This is a genomic window from Polaromonas sp. P4_H1, assembly GCF_056400945.1.
Window position 1 is genome coordinate 79,492 of record NZ_JBFUKG010000005.1, and the last position, 16,381, is coordinate 95,872.

Sequence of the window (16,381 nt, forward strand, 5' to 3'; positions counted from 1 at the left end):
AAGGCCCCCGGTTACCGGGAGCGCGAAGCCATCACCTGGTCTGCGATGACAGCACTCGAAAAACGGCTAGTTTAAGGCTTCAAGGCCTATCCGCCCGTGCCGAAGTCGCGCGCTTGTCTTACAAATCGTCACCTTTCAAAGGTCTACCATCGTCCTGCCAGCGCTCTGGTGCGCTGCCGAACCAATCAATATCCATGAGGAGCATTTACATGAACATGAACATGAACGTGAACAAACTAGCCATCACAGCCCTGACGTCCGCGGCACTCGCCATTGGCGGCCTCTCCGGTTGCGCCAACATGAGCGAAACCCAGCAGGACACGGCCAAGGGCGCGGGCATTGGCGCCTTGGCTGGCGCGGTGCTGGGCGCGGCAACCGGTGGTTCAAAAGGCGCGGCAACCGGTGCGGTGCTCGGCGGCGCCGTCGGCGCAGGTGGCGGCTATATCTGGTCCAAGAAAATGCAGGAACAAAAAGCTGCGATGGAAAAAGCCACGGCCGGCACCGGCGTAGCCGTCAGCCAGACCGCAGACAACCGCCTGAAGCTGGACATCCCCAGCGACGTGTCGTTTGACGTGGGCCGCGCCGCCATCAAGCCCAACTTCGCGCCTGTTCTCAATCATTTTGCGACCAGCCTGAACCAGAACGCGGTCACCACGGTGACCATCATCGGCCACACCGACAGCACTGGTTCTGACGCGATCAACAACCCGCTGTCCGTAGACCGCGCCAATGCAGCCCGCGATTACCTAGTGAGCCGCGGCGTGGCCCGCACCCGCATCGCAACCGATGGCCGCGGCTCCCGCGAGCCGGTTGCCGACAACAACACGCAGCAAGGCCGCGACAAAAACCGCCGTGTCGAGATCTATGTGGCCGAGCAGGTCGCAGCGAAATAAGGTACACCCCTATTGACGCTCACTGCGTGTAGCGCCCTTTCCCCTTGCAGGGGACGGCGCCTGCGGACTGGCGTAGCCAGATCCGCGGCGCCTGCCGGAACAAAAAAGCACTCCTTGGAGTGCTTTTTTTATGGCTGGATCAGGTTGATGACTGTGCCTTAAAGCGCTCTTCTTCCTGCAGGCGCAGCACGCGCCGTTGCACCTTGCCGGTGGTTGTCATCGGCAGGGCGTCAATGAATTCGATTTCCTTCGGGTACTCGTATGGGGCCAGCATGGATTTCACATGGGCCTGCAGCGTTGCCGTCATGTCCAGATCGAATTGCCCTGTAGCCTCTGAAAAACGATAGCGTTCAGCTACAAAATCAGGAGCAAGCACCACATAGGCCTTCACCACGGCGCCCCGCTCCCTGTCGGGCTTGGGCACCACCGCCGCATTGGCCACCGCCGGATGCTTGACCAGGCAGTTCTCGATTTCGCCGGGGCCGATGCGGTAGCCGGCCGCCTTGAAGACATCGTCGGCCCGGCCCTCGTACCAGAGGTAGCCCTCGGCGTCACGGCGGGCCAGATCGCCGGTGCGGCACCAGTCGCCGGTGAACTTGGCCTGTGTCGCAGCGTCCTTCTTCCAGTAGCCCAAGAAGAAAATCGGGTCGGGGTCGCCATGGATGTCATAACGGTTCACCGCAACATCGCCCGGCACGCCGACAGCGCACTCCTGCCCTTCATCATCAATCACCGCCACGCGGTGGCCGGGGTAGCCTTTACCCATGCTGCCGGGGCGCGCTGGCCAGCCAATGGCCCCCACGCTTGTCACTGCGTGTACTTCGCTGCCCCCCGAGTGGGCTATTTTTCCTAGGGGCGGCCCGTCGGAAAAATGTCCTCCAGCAAATCTGTTCATGCTGCAGTTGCCCACCACGTAATTGATTTCGGTCTGGCCAAACATTTCGTTGACCGTCACGCCCAGTTGCTCCTGGCAGTAGGCAAACACGGCATCGCCCACCGCTTCGCCCGCGCTCATCATGGCCTGCAGTTTCAGTTGGAAATGCTCGCGGGGCCGCGGGTAGGCCTTCATCATGGCCTTGAGTGCGGTCGGAAACAAAAAGGTGTGCGTCACACCCTCCCCTGCCATCAGCGTGAACGCCAGCTCCGGACTGAAGCGGCCGTTGAACGCGACGATGGGGCGGCCGAAATACAGGGTGGGGAGCAAGGCATCCATCAAGCCACCGGTCCAGGCCCAGTCCGCCGGGCTCCAGAAGACGGCGTCAGTCCCCGCGTTGGCCTTGCCATCAAATCCGAACCAGTTCTGGCTGCAAACAAAACCCGGCAGGTTGCCGATCAGCGCGCGGTGCGGCAGCAGCGCGCCCTTGGGCGGGCCGGTTGTGCCGCTGGTGTAGATCAGGATGGCCGCATCCTCCGCCTTTGTCCTGACGGCCGTGAAGGCTTGCTGCTGCGCCGCCAAAGCGGTCTCATAGTCAATATCGCCCTGGCCTTTTGCGGCGCCGGCTGCAACCACGGTGCGCAGTGCCGGGCACTGCGGCCTCACCGACTGGATGCTGGCGATGGCGCTTTCATCGCAGATGGCTACCACGGCCTCGCTGTCCTGCAAACGAAACTCCAGCGCATCGGGTCCAAACAACATGGACAGCGGCATGGCCACCGCCCCCATCTGGAACACCGCCATGTAGGCCACCGCGGTTTCAAAGCGCTGCGGCATCACGATGGCGACGCGGTCACCGCGCTGCACGCCCAGGCCCGCCAGCGCATGGCTGAGCGCGTCAGCCGCCTGCTGCAGCGCCTGGTAGGTATAAAAAGTGGTGCGAGCCCCCGTTTTATGCTCGCGTATAGCTATTTTTTTTGCAGCATTCCGCCCGTCGCTCCCGTCCCGGGCCCAGCGGCCACAGCAGGCTTCGGCGATGTTGAAGTGCTCAGGGACCTGCCAGCGAAAGCCGCTGTGCATGGCTGCGTAGTGGTCTGCCGCCGGGCCCGGCGGCCCTCCCGCGGGCTTGTCCCTGTTTTGACTGCGTTTCAACTCGGTCCTCCTTATGATGAGGACCCAATGTACAAAGAAAAACGTTCTTTCCGCAGCGAGTTTGTCCCTATACGCGGGCTCAGCTACCACGTCCAGGTCTGGCCAGCCGCAGCTGGCCCCGCCTCCGCCGCCACCCGCCCGCCGCTGGTGCTGGTGCATGGCTGGATGGACGTCGCGGCCTCCTACCAGTTCATGGTCGATGCCTTGTCAGACGCGTTTGCGCAGGGCCGCACGATTATTGCGCCCGACTGGCGCGGCTTCGGCCAGACTGGCTCAAGCACCTCGGTAGGCCGAACGGACAACTACTGGTTTGCCGACTACCTGGCCGACCTGGACTTTCTGCTGGACCACTATGCGGCCGGCCAGGCGGTGGACCTGGTGGGGCACAGCATGGGCGGCAATGTGGCCATGCTCTACGCCGGCGTGCGGCCGGCACGCATTCGCAAGCTCGTCAACCTCGAAGGGTTTGGCCTGCCGGCCAGCAAACCCAGCCAGGCCCCCGCGCGCTATGCGAAATGGATGGATGAGCTCAAAAGCCTGCACCGGGGCGAACTCGACCTGAAGGCCTACAACGACGTGGACGGCGTGGCGCGCCGGCTCATGCGGACCAACCCCCGGCTGACACCCGACAAGGCCGGCTGGCTGGCCAGCCATTGGGCCCGCCCCGACGCCAGCGGCAAATGGCGGATTCTGGGCGACGCTGCACACAAGATCACCAGCGCGCACCTGTACCGGCTGGATGAGGCGCTGGAGATATACCGGCAGATCAGCGCGCCCACGCTGGCCATTGAGGCGTCCGACGACTCCTTGGCCACCTGGTGGAAGAGCGCCTACACCCTGGCGCAGTACCACGAAAGGCTCAAGCAGATACCCCAGGCGCAGGTGGCCGTGGTTCAGGATGCGGGCCACATGCTGCACCATGACCAGCCCGAACAGCTGGCCAGGCTGATCGAGGATTTCCTGGGTTAAGGGCAACACGGTTCAGTCAAGGACCCGTGAAGCTCCCTCCCCCGCTGGGGGAGGGCTGGGGTGGGGGCCAGCGGCGACCAGCTAAGCGCGGCGGTCCACCCCCCTCGCCGTGAGCCCCCATCCCGGCCTTCCCCCAGCGGGGGAAGGAGACGATTGGCACTGCACGCGGCGTGCTCACTGAACCGTATTGCCTCTGGCCCCATACGGTTCAACACGGTTCAGTCAAGAACCCGTGAAGCTCCTTCGCGCTGGGGAAGGGCTGGGGTGGGGGCCAGTAGCGACCAGCTAAGCGCGGTGGCCCGACGCCCACACCGCGAGCCCCCATCCCGGCCTTCCCCCAGCGGGGGAAGGAGATGAGCGGCACTGCACGCGGTGTACTCACTGAACCGTATCGCCTCTGGCCCCAATACGGTTCAATGCGGTTCAATCAAAAACCCGTGAAACTCCCTCCCCTTCCGGGGGAGGGTTGGGGTGGGGGCCAGCGGCGACCAGGTCAACACGGCGGCCCGACGCCCACGCCGTGAGCCCCCATCCCGGCCTTCCCCCAGCGGGGGAAGGAGATGAGCGGCACTGCACGCGGTGTGCTAACTGAACCGTATTGGAGCGCGGGGGCTATCCTCGTGAGAAAATCACGAGTTAAGTGGCATAAATCGCCAGATCATTCGCCAGACCGCCCAATGGCCAAAAACGGCCAAACGGCCCACCCTTCAGGATTGAACACTCATGGACGCAGAACGCATCAACATCATCGGCAACCAGCTCGCAGACCTGAGCAACCGGGTAAACGAACTTCGGGGGTATCTTTGACTACCCTGCCAAAGAACGAAAACTGCACGAAGTCAACGCCGCGCTCGAAGACCCCAAGGTCTGGGACAACCCCAAGCGCGCGCAGGAACTAGGCCGGGAAAAGAAATCGCTTGAAGACGTGGTGCATGTCATCGACCGGCTCACGCAGGAACTGGCCGACAACACCGAGTTGTTCGAGATGTCCAAGGGCGAAGGCGACGAAGCCGGCATGCTGGCCATTGAAGGCGAAGCCGGCAAGGTGGCCACCGAAGTCGAAAAGATGGAATTCCGCCGGATGTTCAACAACCCGGCCGATCCGCTGCCCTGCTTTCTGGACATTCAGGCCGGCGCCGGCGGCACCGAAGCCTGTGACTGGGCCAGCATGCTGCTGCGCCAGTACCTCAAGTACGCCGAACGCAAGGGCTTCAAGACCACCATTGAAGACGAAACCGCGGGCGACACGGCCGGCATCAAGGGCGCCACCATCAAGATCGAGGGCGAATACGCTTTTGGCCTGCTGCGAACCGAAACCGGCGTGCACCGGCTGGTCCGCAAGTCACCGTTTGACTCCTCCGGCGGGCGCCACACCTCGTTTGCCTCGGTGTTTGTGTACCCCGAGATTGACGACTCGATCGAGATCGACATCAACCCCTCGGACGTGCGCACCGACACCTTCCGCGCCAGCGGCGCCGGCGGCCAGCACATCAACAAGACCGACTCGGCCGTGCGTTTGACGCACATCCCGACCGGTATCGTGGTGCAATGCCAGGACGGCCGCTCGCAGCACAGCAACCGCGACGTGGCCTGGAAGCGCCTGCGCTCGCGCCTGTATGACCACGAGATGCGCAAGCGTCAGGCCGAACAGCAAAAGCTCGAAGACAGCAAGACCGACGTGGGCTGGGGCCACCAGATCCGCAGCTATGTGCTGGACCAGAGCCGCATCAAGGACCTGCGCACCAATTACGAAACCTCGGCCACGCAAAAGGTGCTCGACGGCGACCTTGACCCGTTTATCGAAGCTTCCCTGAAGCAGGGCGTCTGACGACGGCCGCCGACGTTCATCACCAACAACAAACCATTTTTTCAGGAACCCGACATGCTGCAAATGCCAGATGACAGAGAAAACGGACAGATGCCCGCCGTGGTAGTTAACCGCGCCGACTATGTGGCGCCCGCTTACTGGATTGACACCGTCGACCTGTGTTTTGACCTCGACCCGGCCAAAACGCGCGTGCTCAACAAGATGAAGCTGCGCCGCAACCCGGATGTGCCGGCCCAGCCACTGAAGCTCGACGGCGAAGAGCTGAATCTCGCCCGCGTGCTGGTCAACGGGCAAGGCACGTCGTTCAGGATGGAAGGCAGCCGGCTGGTGCTGGACAACCTGCCCGATGACTTCGAGCTGGAGATCTTCACCACCACCTGCCCCGCCAAAAACACCAAGCTGATGGGTCTCTACGTCAGCAACGACTCGTTCTTCACACAGTGCGAGGCCGAAGGCTTCAGGCGCATCACCTACTTCCTGGACCGCCCGGATGTGATGGCGAGCTACAGCGTCACGCTGCGCGCCGACAAGGCCCTGTACCCCGTGCTGTTGTCCAACGGCAACCTGGTGGAGCAAGGCATGCTGGAAAACGGCACCAACGGCCCGCGCCATTTCGCCAAATGGGTGGACCCGCACAAAAAGCCGAGCTACCTGTTTGCACTGGTGGCCGGCCAACTGGTCAGCCGCGAGCAGCGCATCACCTCGCGCGCCGGCAAGGAACACACGCTGCAGGTCTATGTGCGCCCCGGCGACCTCGACAAGACCGAGCACGCGATGAACTCGCTGATGCACTCGGTGGCCTGGGACGAAGCCCGCTTTGGGCTGCCGCTGGACCTGGAACGGTTCATGATCGTGGCCACCAGCGACTTCAACATGGGCGCCATGGAAAACAAGGGCCTGAACATCTTCAACACCAAGTACGTGCTGGCGAATCAGGCGACGGCCACCGATACCGATTATTCGAACATCGAAAGCGTGGTGGGTCACGAGTACTTCCACAACTGGACCGGCAATCGCGTCACCTGCCGCGACTGGTTCCAGCTCAGCCTCAAGGAAGGCCTGACGGTATTCCGCGACCAGGAGTTCAGCCAGGACCTGTGCGGCGAGGCGTCGGCCCGTGCCGTCAAGCGCATTGAAGACGTGCGTGTGCTGCGCACCGCCCAGTTCCCGGAAGACGCGGGCCCGATGGCCCATCCGGTGCGGCCCGACAGCTATATCGAGATCAGCAACTTCTACACCGTCACCATCTACGAAAAAGGCGCCGAGGTCGTGCGCATGATGCAGACCCTGGTAGGCCGCGAAGGCTTTGCCAGGGGCATGACCCTGTACTTCGAGCGGCACGACGGCAAAGCCGTCACGTGTGACGACTTTGCGCAAGCCATTGCCGATGCCAACCCGGCGTCTGACCTGGCGCGCCTGTTGCCGCAGTTCAAGCGCTGGTACAGCCAGGCCGGCACACCGCGCGTGCATGCCCAGGGCGTGCATGACGCAGCCGCCCGCACCTACACCCTGACGCTGTCCCAAAGCTGCGCGCCGACCGCCGGCCAGGCGGTCAAGGAGCCGTTCGTCATTCCCGTGGGCCTGGGCCTGCTGGGCGCAGACGGCACCGACCTGCCCCTGCAACTGGCCCACGAAACCGCTGCCGCGGGAACATCACGCACCGTGGTGCTCACGCAAGCCAGTGAAACGCTGACCTTTGTGAATGTCGATGCCGAGCCCGTGCCGTCCATCCTGCGCGGCTTCACTGCCCCGGTGGTGCTGGAGTTCGACTACACCGACGCCCAGCTGCTGCACCTGCTGGCCCACGACAGCGACCCCTTCAACCGCTGGGAAGCCGGCCAGCGGCTGGCCGTCAGGCGCGCTACCAAATCAATCGCTGCCGTCGCCTATCCCGTGGGGGCTGCGCCGCTCGATGACGCCTATGTGGCGGCCATGCGCAGCGTGCTGCACCACCCCGGGCTGGATGCCGCGTTCAAGGAACTGGTGCTCACCCTGCCCTCGGAAAGCTACCTGGCCGAGCAGCTCGACGTGGTCGACCCGCAGCGCATCCACGCGGTGCGCGAGGCCATGCGCCAGCAGCTCGCCGTGGCACTGACCGGCGACTGGCAGCAAGTCTACGAAGCCAACCAGGGCACAGGCGCCTATACACCCGACCCCACCTCGTCAGGCCGCCGCGCGCTGGCGGGCATGGCCCTGTCCCAGCTCTGCCTGGCCGCGATGACCACCGGAGATACCGTGTGGCCCGGCAAGACGCTGCAGCGCTTCAAGGATGCGGGCAACATGACTGACCGCTTCAACGCACTGTCCGCCCTGGTCTCCAGCGGCCACCCGCTGGCGGCCCAGGCGCTGGCGAAGTTCCACGCCATGTTCAAGGACGAGGCACTCGTCATCGACAAATGGTTCGGCCTGCAGGCTGGCGCGCCAGACCGCAACGGCAACATCCTGCCGGCCGTCAGGCAGCTCATGAAGCACCCTGATTTCAGCCTGCGCAACCCCAACCGCGCCCGCAGTGTCATCAGCACCTACTGCCAGGCCAACCCGGCGGCCTTCCATCGCACGGACGCCGCCGGCTACGTGTTCTGGAGCGACCGCGTGATGGAACTCGACGCCATCAACCCCCAGGTGGCGGCCCGCTTGGCCCGTGCACTTGACCGCTGGAGCAAACTGGCCGAGCCTTACCGCAGCGCAGCGCGCGAAGCGATTGCCCGGGTCGCGGCCAAGACCGACCTGAGCAAGGACACGCTCGAAGTCGTCACGCGCGCACTGGCCGATTGAATATATGGCCCCCACGCTTGTCACTTCGTGTACTGCGCTGCCCCCCGAGGGGGCCGCTGCGCCTGCGGCCCGGCTAAGCCGGTTCCGCGGCCCCTGCTGGGTTAAGACATCACCTTTCGTTGATGTTGCCCCTGCGCTTTTCACTTCGTGTATTGCGCTGCACCCCGAGGGGCCCGCTGCGCCTGCGGCCCGGCGACAATTGATCTGATTTTCTAATTTCGAAGACTGGAGTTTCCAATGTCCCAAAGAATTTCCCTCACCCGCTACCTGGTTGAGCAGCAACGCAGGGAAGGTCACATTCCTTCCCAGTTGCGGCTGCTGCTTGAAGTGGTGGCCCGCGCCTGCAAAGGCATCAGCCAGGCCGTCAACAAAGGCGCACTGGGCGGCGTGCTCGGCACGGCCGGCAGTGAAAACGTGCAGGGCGAAGTCCAGAAAAAGCTCGACATCATCGCCAACGAAGTACTGATCGAAGCCAACGAATGGGGTGGCCACCTGGCCGCCATGGCCTCGGAAGAAATGGACAGCATCTATGCGGTGCCCAACCGTTACCCGCAAGGCGAATACCTGCTGCTGTTCGACCCGCTCGACGGCTCCAGCAACATCGACGTGAATGTCAGCATCGGCACCATCTTCAGCGTGCTGAAAAAGCCCGGTGATCATGCCGTTGTCGAAGAAAAAGACTTCCTGCAGCCGGGCAACAAACAGGTCGCCGCCGGCTACTGCGTCTATGGCCCCCAAACCACGCTGGTGCTGACCGTGGGCGACGGTGTGGCCATGTTCACGCTAGACCGCGAGCAGGGCTCCTTTGTGCTGATCGAGGAAAACGTGCGCATCCCCGAAGACACCAAGGAATTTGCCATCAACATGAGCAACATGCGTCACTGGGATGCGCCGGTGAAGCGCTACATCGACGAATGCCTGCAGGGCACCGAAGGCCCGCGCGGCAAGGACTTCAACATGCGCTGGGTCGCCTCCATGGTGGCCGACGTGCACCGCATCCTGAGCCGCGGCGGCATCTTCATGTACCCCTGGGACAAACGCGAACCCGAAAAGGCCGGCAAACTGCGCCTGATGTACGAAGCCAACCCCATGGGCTGGATCGTCGAGCAGGCCGGCGGCGCCGCCACCAACGGCAAACAGCGCATCCTGGACATCCAGCCCGGCAAGCTGCACGAGCGCGTCAGCGTCATCCTCGGGTCCAAAAATGAGGTAGAGCGGGTGACCGGCTATCACTCCGGGCTATAATTAGAGGCTGTAATTCATAAAACGCCGGTGTAGCTCAGTCGGTAGAGCAGCTCATTCGTAATGAGAAGGTCGGGTGTTCGATTCATCTCTCCGGCACCAAATCAGATAAAGGTTCATTGCTATTAATTTAGTAGTGAGCCTTTTTTTTGGTGCTCATGTAGCCACTATGTAGCCACCAGTACAGTTTTTTGTACCTTTTCGGCCAGCATCAGACGAAAAATACCCGCACGCGGCGGGCTCTCTTGGTTGGGGCAGTTACGTTTATCTCTGGTGGCTAACGCCCTGGTTTCAATAACCAGTGGACTTGCACTGCATGGGTTTTCGTCTTGGGTTTGCGCCCATGCTTGCCACGCAAGGCAGAGCCCCAAACATAAAGCAATATAGTTTTTCATCTCAGCTTTCTTTTAGGTATTTCAGCAATTTTTGCTGTGAATTCACTGCCTTCTACTTGCTCCGACGTAGACCGTCAATTAGGGTTTCTGCAGTAAAAAAGCCTCCTTGATCGGGAGGCTTTTTCTGCCTGCAAGTTGTCTCTGGTGGACAACATCCGGAATTACCCCGCCATTGTTCGCACTAAGTCCGCTTTTCTACGGCGCAAAACTTTAACGCGCGCTAAGAAACGGCTGTCGATTTGGCTATTCTCTTGGGCAACGGGGAACTGGCAGGTGCTATCGATATCTCCGGAGACTCTTCTCGTGTCGACGTTCATGCCATGGGTCTGGTTGGCATGGCGGTGTCGCAAGTTGAGCACCGCATGATTCTTGGGGCCGCCACTGGTGAGTTGGTGCACTTCCATTCTCGTCCTCGCCTACTTCACACCCCACGCTCCGCGCTGATTAGCTTGAAAGACGGACGAATTTGTGGTCTTAACCGCGTCGCTGTCGACTTGCTGCAATCCTCCTGGAAGGAACTTCTAGGTCGACCGATTGAAGAGATCTTCGGCGCGCACTGGTTAAAGCTGAAGAGTCGAGCGGGTTTGTTCAATGCTCCGTGCGGCGATCAATGGGCCGTCGCTGTGGAGTCCCGTCGACCACAAATCCATAGCCTTACCTCCGCATTTGCCGAGCCACGGCCCGCGAGCGGCGACGCGAGTCAGCTACCTGAGCCTTCTGTACTCGACGGACTGCATACCACAGCGCTTCGTGTGGTCGACGGTGGCTTGCCCCTTCTCGTCCGCGGCGAAACCGGCAGCGGGAAGGACTATTTCGTGCGCAGTCTTCACGCGAAGTCCCGGCGAGCTCAAGGGCCCCTTGTAGCCGTCAACTGCGCGGCACTGCCGGAGTCGCTGATCGAAGCAGAGTTGTTTGGCTATGAGGAAGGCGCGTTTACAGGCGCGCGGCGAAAGGGACTTCCGGGGAGACTGCGGGAGGCGCAGGGAGGTATTCTGTTCCTGGACGAAATTGGTGACATGCCACTCACGCTGCAAACGCGCCTCTTACGCGTGCTGGAAGATCGTCGCGTTCGACCTCTGGGATCTTCCCGTGATTCAAATTTGGATTTCGACCTCATCTGCGCCACGCACCACGACCTGTCAAAGTTGGTGCGTGAAGGTATGTTTCGCGAAGACCTTTTCTACCGGCTCCGTGGTTTCGAGGTCGCATTGCCTGCATTGCGTGAGCGATCGGATCGACGGTCATTGATCGCCAGCGTCTTTTCCGAAATTTCATCAGGCAAGAGCTTGAGATTATCGGAAGATGCGCTGGACCGGCTCTGCAATCACCGTTGGCCCGGAAATGTTCGGGAACTGGTGTCGGTACTGCGCAGCGCGGTCGTGCTCTCCGATGGACATGGCCCTATCCCGGGCGCAGTCGTAGCGAGGCTCTGTCCGGGTGGAGAGGAGGCGCAGGGCCGAGGATCACTTTCAGATGCGATAGAAGACCCTTCGCCATCATCTCTGGAGTCTTTGGCTCGAAACGCGATTAACCAAGCATTGACAAAGCACCAAGGCAATGTATCTCTCACCGCTGCAAGCTTGGGAGTGCATCGGAGCACCATCTATCGGCACCTGGCGATGCAACGGCAAGGCGGAACACGCATGCTCCAGTCATTCACTCCGCATTGACCGCTTTCGCCTCTTTGATGAGCCACTGACGAAATTGCTGGACAATCTCGCGCTCCATCGCGCCGCTCGGGCACACCACGTGATATGCGTAGGCGCAGTCAATCTGGTGGGTGTGTGCAACGGCCATTCGCCCTGACGCGCCTTTGCCTCGATATGTGCGGGGTGCTTCATGAGCTGCTGCAGCGCGTCCATACTTTCCCAGTAGTAAACCGTGGAAACAAGCCCGGACGGCGGGTTTTCCCATGCCTCTTCACCCAGGTAGCCCGGAATCGATTTAGCCACCCGCGCAATGACGGCGTCCAACGCATGGAACGCGTCATCGAACTGATGTTTCGCGAAGGTGAAAGTTGCCGTGTACATAGTGCCCCTCGGGCTTTCAATTTTAATAGCCATAGCGCTTAGCGCTTAGCGGACGCAGGCTCAGATGTATCTATGCTCAGATCAGCATCGCAGAGTGCGTGTGGCCGCTGATAGAGAAATCCTGCTTCGATCAGAGTTTTCCCACAAGTTTCGACCAAAAAGTCTGTTGCCTGTTGTCTATTTCGCAGAGCGCATCGGCAAGCTCGCCGTGGCCACGAGCTTTCAACGTATCGGCGGCGGCGCTGACATCGCGAGCCTCCCTGTTCTGGCTCAGTTTGAGCTTACCTACTAAGGCCGTGATTGCGATCTCGCCGCCGGCGCCCAAGCCCGTCGCAGGGTCGGCGCCTGCGGCCTTCGCTCCCCCCTCTACCCCTGGCCAGCGAAATCTGACATAGCGTTTCTCAGGTATTAGACCTTGTTTGAAGCAAACATAAAAGTCACTCGATTTGCCATATTCGTACTTTGACTACAGGCTGGTCATAATGAGAAATCAGCTTGTCGCATGGAGATCGCATGAAAAGATTTACACCCACAGAGGCATCTTTGTTGGATGTCAAATTCCTGCTGCTCTTTGAGCTGCTGTACACGACCGGCCGACTGAATCGTGCAGCTGATGAGTTAGGCCAGAGCCACCCAACAGTGAGTATCTGGCTCGCTCAGATGAGGGAAATCTTGCTAGACCCCTTGTTCGTGCGAACCCCAACGGGCATGCAGCCTACACCCCGCGCGGATGCACTCATTCCCAAAGTGCGTATTGCCTTGGAGTCCATACGCAGTATTTCAGACACCCCTCCGGAGTTCGATCCGGGGTCATCCACACGTGCGTTCAGAATATGCATGACAGATGCCAGTCTTGTGACCATCTTGCCTATATTGTTGGGCCATCTGCGCATGGTGGCCCCTGACGTGGAAGTGGAAGCCTTGCGCATCAGCCCAGATACACCAGGTTTTTTGCAATCCGGCCAAGCCGATCTCGCAGTGGGACTGCTGCCCAATCTTGAGTCTGGTTATTACCAGCAGGCCTTGTTCAAGCAAGAATGGGTTTGCCTTGCCAATCCCAAGCACTCGCGCATTTGTAAATCACTGAGTCTTGATGCTTACAAGAACGAGTCCCATATTGGGCTTGTGTACGGAACCGGTGAACAGCTACTGGAAGCTGCGCTCAAGCGCCACCGTGTCAACCGACGCGTAACCGTGAAGATGCCAACGTTCCTGGGGCTTCCGGCCATTATTTTGGGCTCAGAGTTGATTGCTACGGTCCCCAGTCTGATCGGTGGAACACTGGCTCGCGTCAATGGCTTGAACGTGTTTCCGTGCCCACTGCCTGTGAAGTCATTTGTTGTCAAACAGCATTGGCACGAGCGGTACCACCACGATCCCGGCAACCGTTGGCTTCGGGAAGTTTGCTCCTCACTTTTTACGGACAAGTGAAATCAACCAAACATTGCCTGACGCAATGTTGATGTTTAGGCATTTTGCATTTACGTAAAGACACCAGATTCCTAAACTTCACTCTTATCAGACCTGCTCCTTGAAGTGCAGGGAATAAGAGGAGACGAAATGCAAGTACTTTTGACAGGTAAAAGCGGGCGCGACACGGTTGCCCATTGCCAAGGCCGTTGAACCGAAAGCTTCGGCCATGACACACAAATATTCATTGGCGCACATGACGGCCTTGCCGTTGGCGCCACCAGAGTTCATCGCAACCGCTGCGAAGGCGGGTTACGACCTGGTTGGTTTGCGCATGCTCTCCCACGCCACTGGTATGTTGGCATATCCGCTGATGGACAACCCCAGCATGCTGCGGGAAACCATTGCGCTGCTTCAGCACACGGGTCTGAGCGTTTTTGACATTGAGATCGTTCGTCTGAATGCAGAGTTCGATGTCAATAAATTCATTCCGTTCCTATCCACCGGCGCGGAATTGGATGCCCGTGCTATTAAGGTGGCTGGGGACGATAGAGATGCTTCGCGTCTGGCGAATTCATTCGCGGTCTTTTGTGAAGCTGCTGGCCGCTTTGGCATGACCGCGAACATTGAGTTCATGCCCTGGACTGCGGTGACCAACCTGACGGATGCAGTGAACTTGGTGAAGGCAGCCGGTTCACCGGAACACGCCGGCATTCTGGTGGACGCAATACATTACGCCCGATCCAACACCACTTTGGAGCAAATCGCAGCTATCCCCCGAAAGTGGCTGAATTACGCAAAATTCGGTGACGTAGACAGCAAACCAGACAGTATGGACGAGATCCAGCGCCAGGCACGTTACAAACGCTTATTGCCTGGAGAAGGCAGCATCGATTTGTTCGGCATGTTGCAAGCATTGCCGAGTGATTTGCCTCTGTCGGTAGAGGTTTGGGACGAAAGACGCGCATCTGTGATGGGCTTGCCTGAATGGGTAAAGCGCGCGCTGGAGACCACCGAAGAAGTGGTCACCCACAGCGGTGAGTTTCATCAACCCGAGGCGAAAACGCCCTCATTTCAACTTTAACAAGTGGAGACATAATGTTCAAATTTTCAACTTTCGCGGGTCGCCGTACCCTGGTTAACTTGACAGCCATTGCGGCCGTCGCCACCTCCCTGTTGAGCCCCTTTGCAGCCAACGCGGAAATCCGCGAGCACAAGATCAAGTTTGCATTCGTCACTGCACCCGATACCGGCAAACTCAACGGTGCAGACAAATTTGCTGAGATCGTGAAGAAAAAGAGTGGCGGAAAGATCAATATTCAACTTTTTCCCGGGGGCTCTTTGGGTGGCGACGTCCAAATGATCTCCGCCATGCAAGGCGGTATTCTGGACATGGGTGTCATGGGCACCAATGCGCTGGTGGGTGTGTCCAAGGACTTTGCCTTGTTTGACTTCCCTTACATGTTCGACAACGACAAGGAAGCCTCCGCTGTGATTGACGGCCCGGTCGGCAAGCAACTCTTTGACCAGCTCGCGGCGACAAAGGGCATCGTTGGCATGCCCATCTCTGCATTCGGCTTTCGCCACCTGCATAACAGCAAACGCCCTATCGAAAAGGCCGAGGATGTTGCGGGTCTCAAGTTGCGCGTGATTCAAAGCCCCATGTATGTGGACCTGATGGGTGCCATGGGTGCCAACCCCGTCGCCATGTCTTTCACCGAGGTGTACAACGCGATGGAGCAGAAGGCGATTGACGGCATGACCAACACCGCCCTGATTGCCAACAGTATGAAGGCGTATGAAGTGCAAAAATACATGTCACTCACCCGCCACATGTACAACTACATCACGCTGCTGATCAGCAAGAAGACGTGGGACAAGTTCAATGACGAAGAAAAGGCGCTGATTACTTCCGCTGCAAACGAGACCAAGGAATTTCAGCGCAAACAGCTGGTGGAATTGACCGCGCAAGCACTGGCCGATCTCAAAAAGAACGGCATGGTGGTGAATGAAGTGCCTGCAGCCGAAATCGCCAAGCTGCGTGCCAAAGCCGCTCCCGTGATCGAAAAGTTCGGCAAGGAATTGAGCCCCGGCCTCGTCCAGCAGGCCAATGCAGCAGTCGCTGCCATGCGCAAGTAAAAGCGCTTGGGGCTTGGCCTGGCGGTCCTCTGACGGAGGGCTTGCCGGGTATCCGCTGATCTGGCGGTATGTGCGCGCTATGCAGGCTCGTACCTTTCCATTTTCATAAATCCCCTTTTTTAGGATTTATCCATGTTGAGCAAATTCATTGACCACTATTGCCGGGTCATTCGCTTCGTCATGGTGGTTCTCCTGGCCATCATGTTCGTTCTGGTTGCGGGCAATGTATTGCTCCGTTACGGTTTCAATTCAGGTGTTACGGTGTCCGAAGAGTTGTCACGCTGGCTCTTTGTGTGGGTGGTCTTTCTGGGTGCCATCGTCGCCATGCGAGACGGCGCGCATCTGGGGACAGACACTTTGGTTGTACGACTACCCCTTGCCGGAAAAAAGTTCTGCTTCGTGGTCGCCAACATCCTGATGCTATTGGTGTGTTGGCTTCTCGCCCGGGGTGCCTGGGACCAAATGGTTGTCAACCGCGATACGACCAGCCCCGTGATGGGTGTCTCGGTCAGCATCTTTTACACGAGCGGACTGGTTTTGGCTGTCTCTGGTTCATTGGTTTTGGTGAACCAACTGTGGAGACTGATCTCGGGACAGATTCAGGAAAGTGAGCTGATTGGCATTCGCGAGTCAGAAGAAGAAGAAATCGATTTACCTGCGCCCCTGAAATAGAC

General features: G+C 59.7%; 12 protein-coding genes, 1 tRNA gene and 1 pseudogene. 11 read left to right on the top strand and 3 right to left on the bottom strand.

Going from position 1 to position 16,381, the window contains the following annotated elements; all coding sequences use genetic code 11:
* Positions 1-215 precede the first annotated feature (215 nt).
* Positions 216-893: a YiaD family glycine zipper/OmpA-like lipoprotein gene (locus AC1DS5_RS08725; protein ID WP_477718003.1), complete on the top strand. Its 678-nt coding sequence runs from the start codon at positions 216-218 to the stop codon at positions 891-893.
* A 139-nt stretch (positions 894-1,032) separates the two neighbouring features.
* Here AC1DS5_RS08725 and AC1DS5_RS08730 read toward each other — a convergent pair whose 3' ends face one another.
* Positions 1,033-2,847 (bottom strand): acetate--CoA ligase, encoded by a 1,815-nt coding sequence (locus tag AC1DS5_RS08730; protein ID WP_477718004.1) that lies wholly within the window; start codon positions 2,845-2,847, stop codon positions 1,033-1,035.
* A gap of 99 nt (positions 2,848-2,946) precedes the next feature.
* Here AC1DS5_RS08730 and AC1DS5_RS08735 point away from each other — a divergent pair, with 99 nt between their 5' ends.
* From AC1DS5_RS08735 to AC1DS5_RS08755, 5 genes are all read left to right on the top strand, one after another.
* Positions 2,947-3,888, top strand: a complete 942-nt coding sequence (locus AC1DS5_RS08735; RefSeq protein ID WP_477717856.1) for an alpha/beta fold hydrolase — start codon at positions 2,947-2,949, stop codon at positions 3,886-3,888.
* Between the two features lie 723 nt (positions 3,889-4,611).
* Positions 4,612-5,716, top strand: a protein-coding gene (gene prfB, locus AC1DS5_RS08740; RefSeq protein WP_477717857.1) for a peptide chain release factor 2 whose coding sequence is annotated in 2 segments (ribosomal slippage) — positions 4,612-4,692 and positions 4,694-5,716 — 1,104 coding nt in all. Because the reading frame shifts where the segments join, the coding sequence is not laid out codon by codon here.
* A gap of 54 nt (positions 5,717-5,770) precedes the next feature.
* Entirely contained in the window at positions 5,771-8,491 is a 2,721-nt protein-coding gene (pepN, locus tag AC1DS5_RS08745; protein ID WP_477717858.1) for an aminopeptidase N, read from the top strand.
* Between the two features lie 237 nt (positions 8,492-8,728).
* Entirely contained in the window at positions 8,729-9,736 is a 1,008-nt protein-coding gene (locus AC1DS5_RS08750) for a class 1 fructose-bisphosphatase (RefSeq protein WP_477717859.1), read from the top strand.
* 23 nt (positions 9,737-9,759) lie between these two features.
* Positions 9,760-9,835 (top strand) — tRNA-Thr (locus AC1DS5_RS08755).
* Between the two features lie 65 nt (positions 9,836-9,900).
* On the opposite strand, the gene AC1DS5_RS08760 is transcribed toward AC1DS5_RS08755, so the two are convergent.
* Entirely contained in the window at positions 9,901-10,128 is a 228-nt protein-coding gene (locus AC1DS5_RS08760; RefSeq protein ID WP_477717860.1) for a hypothetical protein, read from the bottom strand.
* Positions 10,129-10,367: 239 nt separating this feature from the next.
* Here AC1DS5_RS08760 and AC1DS5_RS08765 point away from each other — a divergent pair, with 239 nt between their 5' ends.
* Complete coding sequence (locus tag AC1DS5_RS08765; RefSeq protein WP_477717861.1) at positions 10,368-11,798, top strand: sigma-54-dependent Fis family transcriptional regulator; 1,431 nt, start codon at positions 10,368-10,370, stop codon at positions 11,796-11,798.
* 123 nt (positions 11,799-11,921) lie between these two features.
* Here the strand turns inward: AC1DS5_RS08765 and AC1DS5_RS08770 are convergent.
* A pseudogene (locus AC1DS5_RS08770) lies at positions 11,922-12,158 on the bottom strand (antibiotic biosynthesis monooxygenase family protein); the annotation flags it as partial.
* 513 nt (positions 12,159-12,671) lie between these two features.
* On the opposite strand from AC1DS5_RS08770, the gene AC1DS5_RS08775 reads away from it, so the two are divergent.
* The 4 genes from AC1DS5_RS08775 to AC1DS5_RS08790 all read left to right on the top strand — a co-directional run bounded on the left by AC1DS5_RS08775 (position 12,672) and on the right by AC1DS5_RS08790 (position 16,379).
* On the top strand, positions 12,672-13,589 hold the full coding sequence (locus AC1DS5_RS08775; protein ID WP_477717862.1) for a LysR family transcriptional regulator: 918 nt from the start codon (positions 12,672-12,674) through the stop codon (positions 13,587-13,589).
* A 208-nt stretch (positions 13,590-13,797) separates the two neighbouring features.
* The gene (locus AC1DS5_RS08780; protein ID WP_477717863.1) at positions 13,798-14,652 is read left to right on the top strand and encodes a sugar phosphate isomerase/epimerase family protein; all 855 of its coding nucleotides are present in this window, start codon (positions 13,798-13,800) and stop codon (positions 14,650-14,652) included.
* Between the two features lie 14 nt (positions 14,653-14,666).
* Complete coding sequence (locus AC1DS5_RS08785) at positions 14,667-15,707, top strand: DctP family TRAP transporter solute-binding subunit (protein WP_477717864.1); 1,041 nt, start codon at positions 14,667-14,669, stop codon at positions 15,705-15,707.
* Between the two features lie 132 nt (positions 15,708-15,839).
* The gene (locus tag AC1DS5_RS08790; protein WP_477717865.1) at positions 15,840-16,379 is read left to right on the top strand and encodes a TRAP transporter small permease; all 540 of its coding nucleotides are present in this window, start codon (positions 15,840-15,842) and stop codon (positions 16,377-16,379) included.
* Positions 16,380-16,381: the final 2 nt, after the last annotated feature.

What these genes read in the sequence shown, in the direction of transcription:
- AC1DS5_RS08725 (WP_477718003.1), top strand. Translation starts at nt 216, where the DNA reads ATGAACATGAACGTGAACAAACTAGCCATCACAGCCCTGACGTCCGCG.
- AC1DS5_RS08730 (WP_477718004.1), bottom strand. Translation starts at nt 2,847, where the DNA reads ATGCACAGCGGCTTTCGCTGGCAGGTCCCTGAGCACTTCAACATCGCC.
- AC1DS5_RS08735 (WP_477717856.1), top strand. Translation starts at nt 2,947, where the DNA reads ATGTACAAAGAAAAACGTTCTTTCCGCAGCGAGTTTGTCCCTATACGC.
- pepN (WP_477717858.1), top strand. Translation starts at nt 5,771, where the DNA reads ATGCTGCAAATGCCAGATGACAGAGAAAACGGACAGATGCCCGCCGTG.
- AC1DS5_RS08750 (WP_477717859.1), top strand. Translation starts at nt 8,729, where the DNA reads ATGTCCCAAAGAATTTCCCTCACCCGCTACCTGGTTGAGCAGCAACGC.
- AC1DS5_RS08760 (WP_477717860.1), bottom strand. Translation starts at nt 10,128, where the DNA reads ATGAAAAACTATATTGCTTTATGTTTGGGGCTCTGCCTTGCGTGGCAA.
- AC1DS5_RS08775 (WP_477717862.1), top strand. Translation starts at nt 12,672, where the DNA reads ATGAAAAGATTTACACCCACAGAGGCATCTTTGTTGGATGTCAAATTC.
- AC1DS5_RS08780 (WP_477717863.1), top strand. Translation starts at nt 13,798, where the DNA reads ATGACACACAAATATTCATTGGCGCACATGACGGCCTTGCCGTTGGCG.
- AC1DS5_RS08785 (WP_477717864.1), top strand. Translation starts at nt 14,667, where the DNA reads ATGTTCAAATTTTCAACTTTCGCGGGTCGCCGTACCCTGGTTAACTTG.
- AC1DS5_RS08790 (WP_477717865.1), top strand. Translation starts at nt 15,840, where the DNA reads ATGTTGAGCAAATTCATTGACCACTATTGCCGGGTCATTCGCTTCGTC.